Here is a 6,637-nt window from a genome sequence, read left to right as displayed (position 1 = left end):
CTTCAAGATGACCGGTTTCGACTGATCTGGGCTCTTCTGATCTGGGAAGGCACGGTTGGTAATGCGCGTCTTCGTCAATTGCTGCCTCTTGAGACTGTTCAGGTCAGTCGACTTCTTACGTCTTTCGCCTACACCTTCCCCACTGCCGCAATCTGGGATCGCGCGTCGAAGCGCTACAAGGCTACGGGCGACCGCCCGCCGAGCTATCCGCCCCCTAATCTCGACGAGTACCTTGCGATCGTTGAAAAGTTACCAGAGGCGCTGCCCTGGCTGGACCGCGTCGTCAGTCTCGCGCCTAAGCCAGACGCGACCGTCTTCGCTTCGATTCAGGGAGCGTGCGCCCGCAAAACCGGGTTGTCGATCGAATACGCATCACTTAGCAAGCCGACGGGAACGGATCGGCTGGTCTTTCCTCACGCGATGGCGCAGGTGGGTATGCGCTGGATCGTCCGCGCGTGGTGTCCGCGCCGGGAAAGCTATATAGACTTAATGCTGGATCGGATCACCCGATCTGAACTATCGTCAAGCCTCCCCCCTGTATTGCCAACCGATGAGCGGTGGCATTCCAAGACAGATTTGCGTCTCAAAGTGCACGACCAGCTGCCGCGCAACTACGCTAGGCTCGTGCAACGCTATCGCTTCAACGGTGCCATCACCGCGCGACTCAGCGTGCGGAAAGCGCTGATTCCCTACGTCCTGCTCGATGTGCGGGCAGCACTTAATCCTGACATTGAACTGCCGCCTATGTTCGAGCTCCAGGTTGCAAATCCGTTAGTGATTGCACCATTTCAGTTTCCTAAATTGCAGGATGACGGAGATGAGCGATCTGTTTTAGGCGGCAGCGCCGACAACACATCATCCGATAGGTGACGTGGCGTCTACGCAGTCTGCGCGAATGAGGTTGCACGCGGGGCCGTTGCCATCAGGATTCCTATTCCGTATCGCCCGCTCAGCAGACTCAGCTTTGACTGAAGAGCATCCGCCCAATCGATGGTCACGCCTTCCCGCTCCTCGCATCGAGCAATGAAGCGGTTCAGCGATATCAAGATTTCCTCGAACGGGTAATCTTCGAGCGAGTAGGTTTTACCCTCGAAGACACCCAGCGCAAATATGTTTTCCCGGTAGAAATCGAAAAGCGTACTTGCGATTCGAGCCATCGGTGCTGTGCTGGCGTGAACCAGCAGAATCTTCAGCATGCGAGGTACCGCGTGGAAAGCGATATCCGGGCGTCCTTGCGCCGCAGCCTCTCTCGCCAGCAACGTCAGGCAAGCCAGTGCATCGAGGGTGGGACGCCGACCCAACATTTCCAGCGGCCTTTGATCCACGTGGCGACGCTGCCTCCCAAGGCCGGCCTTTCTGGCTGATATCTCGAAGATCAGATGCTGTGTGCTCGGCTCGAGTTCGTTGATCCAACGGTCGATGTTCTCAAGCACCGGCAGTCGGACGCGGAGTATGTCCCAGAGCACGTGGTTGATCAGCTGCGCCGAACCCGGCAACTGCATCTCCACCCTTTTGATTAGTAAGGCTCTCGGGATCCTCTTGCCATTGCCGTAAGCCGACCACTTGTTCCTGTGGTACCGAGTCGTGCCCTCTTCCTTGAATGCTTCGGGTTCAAAGCGGCGCTCCATGGCGTAGGCCGACGGCAGTCCGGTCCTCATGCGGATCGACTCGAACCAGTAGATACCCCGGAATGCATCGACGGGATCACGCCGAGATTTCGAGTTGCGCAAATGCGTGCGCAACGGCTCTCCTGATGAGGCGGGATCCATGTCTTTCAATAGCTTACGTTCTTATGGCATGGCCAAACTAGAGTAACTTTCATCGCGCATATGCCGTCTAGGCGTGGCCATCTGCGGGCAATACGATGGTGCCCATGTGACAGGGTATGACAATGCACGAAATTACTGAAAGCACCGCTGGTGATGTGGCCGACCTGGTCCGCCGGGATCTCTTGCAACGGTACGGACCCATGATTGGCGACGACGATCTGCGCACGGCACTCGGCTACAAGTCGATGGATGCGTTCCGACAGGCGCTGGCTCGAAAAACCGTCCCTGTCCCGGTCTTCAGCCTGGAAAACCGCCGCGGCAAGTTCGCGCTGGCGCAGGACATTGCCGTCTGGCTTTCGGCTCGACGCGAAGGCGCGGTCAAGGAAATGAACCGAGCCGGCGATGGCATTCATCACGCAGATGCCGGGCGCTCTGCGTAAGTCTCAAGGACTCAAAACCACGCGGCACAATTTCTTCAGGAGGTGACCCAGCAGAGATGACCAGACCAGAAACGCCTTAAGCAAAGTTCCAGAGGCCAGAAACGACAAAGCCAAGGTGATCAGACCTTGGCCAGCCGTGGGAGCGAAAGCAGGATTTGCGATCGACACCAGTCACGTCATCCAAATCCTATCAAAACACGCGCCGTTGTCAATGCGCGCGGCCCCGTGCGCGCCCGAAATCTGGGCGCGCAGGCCTCACAGGTCGGCTATCTGCCGGCGCATGTGATGAGGATTTGCCATGTTGAGTCGCAGTACGCCTTTCGGCGCTTTAGGGGATCGTTTGTCGATCCCATCGAGCGCCGCGCAGCCATTTGCCGGCTTCGAGCCGGCGCCGCCCCACCTGTTCCACCGCATCGAGGACGCCTTCACCCGGCGCCCCGATTCGGCCTCAATCCTTCAGGGCGTTCGAGCTTTCCGTAAAGGCCGACCGCACGTCCGTGTCGTGCTTGTGCCGTCACCGAAGAATGGCCAGCACTTCATTGCCTGCGAGGGCCGGCTCGAAGCCGGGTTTGCACTGAGCCTGGAGATCGACCCGGACGTGATGGCGTTCCGGACCCAGCCCTTTCTGTTGCCCTCATCCTCCGGTCGGGCGTTGGTCTGCGACTTTGCGATCCAGCGTTCCGATCACAGCTATGTCGTGGTCGACGTGAAACCCAAGGGTCAGTTGGAGCGCGAGTCGGTCAAGCAGCGGATGCGGATCGTGCGGGCGGCACTCTCCGACGCCGGCATTCCCCATCGGACCATCACCGAGGTCAAGCTGGAACGTCAGCCCGCCCGAGACATCCGGGAGCATTTGCGGAAGGGCGCAAGCATTTTGCTCTCGCCGTTCGGCCGGGAGCAACTGCTCACCGCCCTCGGCACTCGCTTGGTTCGGGTCAGCGAACTCCGCGTCATGGCCATAACCCTTGGCCTACCCGTGCTCTCCGTCGAAAGGCTCGCGCTGCTCGGCGACCTCACGTTTCCCATCTCCGCGCCCTGGCGCGAATCCACGCTTATCGGAGCTACCCATGGAACAGATCATTCCGCTTCTCACGGTTGGGGCACAGTTCGAGATGTCCGAGTGCCCGTTTGAGGTCGCTGGCATCCGCGGCGACGAAGTGCGAATCGCACCGATGCTCGGCGGCACGATGCGGCACCTGAAGTTCAAGGCGCTAGCCGATCTGATGGCACAGAGTCAGATCAAGGTGACTTATCAGCCGCCGAAGCCCTCCGACCCGCTAAGCCAGCAGCTGCGCAGCGGCCTCGACCAGAAACAGCTCGACAAGCTCAACCGCCAGCTTCGCTGGGTTCGGGAAATCTACAAGCGCATTCCTGAGAATCCCTGCTCGCAGCGTGCGATCTCCGAACAGCTCAAGTCGGTGAGCGAGGCCTTCAAGGATACGAAGGCACCCGGCGTGTCCACGATCGCCGACTGGATGAAGCGCTGGATTCGCGGCGGGCGCGTCGACACCGCGTTGATGCCCAAGATGAAGCCATCGCGGGTCGATCACAGCAAGCTCGATCCGAAGGTCGTCGAGTTCATCAGCACATCGGTCGAGGCCGTCTACCTGACGCGGCAACGCAATCCGATCTCGGCCGTGTATTCCGACGTCCAGGTGCAGGTCGCTAACTACAACGCCTGCTCGACGACGAAGCTGGCGATGCCCTCGAAGGAAATCGTCCGGCGAATCGTCAACCGGGTCGATCAGTACGAGCGTGACCTGCGACGCCGGGGCAATCACTACGCCCGGCGCAAGCACCATGCGGCTGGGAAATCCTTCGTCGCACGGGAGCCGCTCGAGATCTGCATGGCCGATGGCCAGGTCATGGATATCATCGTGCTCGAAGAGCCGCGCGACGATGGCCTGCCGCAGGAGGCGCTGGGTCGGCCGTACCTGACCGTCGTGATCGATGTACGCACTCGCTGCGTCCTTGCCGCCTATGTGTCGCTGGCGCCGTTTTGCGGCGGCACATTGCTGAAGACGATGTCGATCGCGGTGGTGGCATCGCCCGGCCGGCCGCGCGGCATCATGACCACGTTGGTCGTCGACAACGGGTCCGACTACCAGGATTCCGGCTTCGTCCGCTTCTGTGCCGCGCTGGATATCCAGCTCGAGCCCTGCCCGCCGCGAATGCCCAACGGCAAGGCGATCGTCGAACGCTTCTTCCGGACGATCAGTGAGGATCTGGTCCACAAGCTGCCGGGAAGCACCTTCTCGAATCCGACAGCGCGCGGCGACTACGAGTCGCAAAAGTACGCGCGACTGACGATCGAAGATCTGCGCGCGCACGTCGACACCTGGGTCCACGAGGTCTATCACCATCGCCCCCACCGTGGCCTCGGGCGCGCGCCGATGTCGGTGTGGAACGACGAGGTGCAGCTGTGAGCATCCCTGTCCGCACGCTTTCTCCGCAGGACGCGGAGATCATGGCGCGGACGACCAAGACCGGCGTGGTCTCCGGTGGGTGCGTGGAGTGCCACGGTCTGCGGTGGCGCTCCGACGCACTGAGGACCTGGGAGGTCGAGCAACGCAGCCTCGAGCGCAAGCCCGAGGTCTCGATCCGCATCGACGAACTCGATCTGTCGATCGTCTATGTCGAAGCCTTGCATGGCGAGCGCCGAACTTACCGCGCCACGTCGACCCAGCCCATGTACACGAAGCGTCTGTCGCTGTTCGAGCATGGCCGCCTGAAGGCAGTCCTCAAGAAGAAGGACATCAACGATCGTCTCGTCCGCATGAGCGACGAACAGGCCTTCAACCTGCGCATCGAATACCACGCCGCGCTCGGACGTGCCGACGATCCCATCGCCTATCGGCGACTGGTCGAGCTGCGCGATGCGCTGGCGGCACTTCGCGCCCAGGACACCGGGCGCGATAGCCCGGATGAACTGCCCCCGGCATCACCGTCGAAACCCGTGCATCCGCCAGCTACCAAGAAGAAGGCAACCCCGAAACGAGCTTCCGGCCAAGGCTCGCAGCCTGAGCCGGAGCCGCCGGTGAAAGCGCCGCAGACCGTCGACTCACCTGCCAAGCCGCCGGCATCTGAACCAACCCAGTCGCAGCCGCCGCCGGCCAAACGCAAGCCGGACGCCGCGCCCGTCATTTCCTTTCCCCAAATTTCAATCAAGAGAAAACCCAAATGAACAAGCTCGTCTCTGCCGAATACCCATCGATCTTCCTCAACCCGGAGCGTCCCGTGCTCTCCGTCGAAGAACATCACCTCATCGAAACGATGAGTTCCGATATCGTCATGCACACTCGCCTGCAGGCGGCGCGCGAGCTGATCCAGCGAGCCGCCGCCGAGAACGGGGCTCTATCCGAGCCTCGTCACGTCCTTATCATCGGCGAGTCCGGCTGCGGAAAATCGACCTTGCTGGACATGTTTTCGGAAGAGCTTCCGCCGAAGGAGGAAGTGTTCAAGCTGGGGATGCGCGCGCAGCAGACCGCGTTGATCTTCTCGCTGTCGAGCACGATCACACCCCGGTCGATGGCGATCCAGATCCTGCGTGCCCTCGGCGATCATTCCGCGCTCAACGGCACTTGCCAGGAATTGACCGAACGCCTGCTACTTTACATCCGCCAGTGCAACGTCCAATTGATTTTCATGGATGAGTTTCAGCACCTGCTGGCGCTGGGTCGGGGATCCGCCTCTGGCGCAAACAAGCGCCTCATCGAAGCACGCAACTGGATCAAGTCCATCATCAACGCGACGCACGTTACCTTCGTGTTGTTGGGCATGCCGGACGCGCTGGCACTGATCGACTCCGAGCAGCAGTTGGAACGGCGCTTCACGCATCTGTTTGCGCTGAACCCCTTCGACCCACCCGGCGCAGACCACCAGGAGATGGTGCAGTTCGCCGACGGGCTGCTGACGACGGCCGTGTCTTCGCTGCCGACCATCTACTCCGCCGAGTGGTTTTCACACCGGCCGGATGATGCGTCCCGCCTTTATCTCGCGAGCGGTGGCATGCCGAGCGTCCTCAAGGATCTGGTGATCAGGGCCGCGCTCATCGCCTATCGCGCTGGTGCAAGCGAAATCACGATGACTCATTTCGCCAGCGCATTCGTGGAGGTCCGGCAGGCTCGCCTGGAAATGGAGGCCGCGCGAATCCGGCGCGAGAAACGTCAGACGCTGGCGTCGGCAATGAAAGGCCGGGTCCTCAATCCGTTCACGGCCAGGTGGGACGAGGTCCGCCCGCTCATCCTGCAGGTGGCGGCATGAGCCCGGGCCGTCGGCTTCCGTTCACGCCAAGGCCGCAAGCCGGCGAATCACCCTTGAGCGTGATTCGCCGTGGCGCTATCGGGAACGGGCACAAGTCGGCATTGCGATTCGCGTTCGCCTTGAACCCGAGCCTCGACCACTCCGTTACCGGGCTTGGCACCCTGG

General features: G+C 61.2%; 7 protein-coding genes. 6 read left to right on the top strand and 1 reads right to left on the bottom strand.

Annotated features, from left to right (window positions below):
• A partial coding sequence (locus tag QZY06_RS08830; protein ID WP_295683004.1) for a WYL domain-containing protein occupies positions 1-870 on the top strand: 870 nt, incomplete at its 5' end.
• 8 nt (positions 871-878) lie between these two features.
• On the opposite strand, the gene QZY06_RS08825 is transcribed toward QZY06_RS08830, so the two are convergent.
• Positions 879-1,778 carry a hypothetical protein gene (locus QZY06_RS08825; protein ID WP_295683002.1) on the bottom strand — a complete coding sequence of 300 codons (900 nt, stop codon included), beginning with the start codon at positions 1,776-1,778 and terminating at the stop codon, positions 879-881.
• Between the two features lie 113 nt (positions 1,779-1,891).
• Here QZY06_RS08825 and QZY06_RS08820 point away from each other — a divergent pair, with 113 nt between their 5' ends.
• The 5 genes from QZY06_RS08820 (at position 1,892) to QZY06_RS08800 (ending at position 6,472) form a co-directional block, all read left to right on the top strand.
• A complete protein-coding gene (locus QZY06_RS08820) occupies positions 1,892-2,209 on the top strand; it encodes a hypothetical protein (RefSeq protein WP_295682999.1) in 318 nt (105 codons plus the stop codon).
• A gap of 298 nt (positions 2,210-2,507) precedes the next feature.
• Positions 2,508-3,341, top strand: a complete 834-nt coding sequence (locus QZY06_RS08815; protein ID WP_295682997.1) for a TnsA endonuclease N-terminal domain-containing protein — start codon at positions 2,508-2,510, stop codon at positions 3,339-3,341.
• A 286-nt stretch (positions 3,342-3,627) separates the two neighbouring features.
• Positions 3,628-4,635, top strand: coding sequence for a DDE-type integrase/transposase/recombinase (locus QZY06_RS08810; protein WP_295682994.1), 1,008 nt, complete (start codon positions 3,628-3,630; stop codon positions 4,633-4,635).
• Positions 4,611-5,393: a Mu transposase C-terminal domain-containing protein gene (locus QZY06_RS08805; RefSeq protein ID WP_295682991.1), complete on the top strand. Its 783-nt coding sequence runs from the start codon at positions 4,611-4,613 to the stop codon at positions 5,391-5,393. Before QZY06_RS08810 ends, QZY06_RS08805 begins: the two co-directional genes overlap by 25 nt.
• The gene (locus QZY06_RS08800) at positions 5,390-6,472 is read left to right on the top strand and encodes a TniB family NTP-binding protein (RefSeq protein WP_295682988.1); all 1,083 of its coding nucleotides are present in this window, start codon (positions 5,390-5,392) and stop codon (positions 6,470-6,472) included. Before QZY06_RS08805 ends, QZY06_RS08800 begins: the two co-directional genes overlap by 4 nt.
• The last annotated feature ends 165 nt before the right edge of the window (positions 6,473-6,637 follow it).

It is taken from the genome of uncultured Nevskia sp. (genome assembly GCF_903885465.1).
GTDB lineage: Bacteria > Pseudomonadota > Gammaproteobacteria > Nevskiales > Nevskiaceae > Nevskia.
Note: the sequence above shows the minus strand (reverse complement) of the source record. Positions and strands in the feature narration are given on the sequence as shown.

What these genes read in the sequence shown, in the direction of transcription:
- QZY06_RS08820 (WP_295682999.1), top strand. Translation starts at nt 1,892, where the DNA reads ATGCACGAAATTACTGAAAGCACCGCTGGTGATGTGGCCGACCTGGTC.
- QZY06_RS08815 (WP_295682997.1), top strand. Translation starts at nt 2,508, where the DNA reads ATGTTGAGTCGCAGTACGCCTTTCGGCGCTTTAGGGGATCGTTTGTCG.
- QZY06_RS08800 (WP_295682988.1), top strand. Translation starts at nt 5,390, where the DNA reads ATGAACAAGCTCGTCTCTGCCGAATACCCATCGATCTTCCTCAACCCG.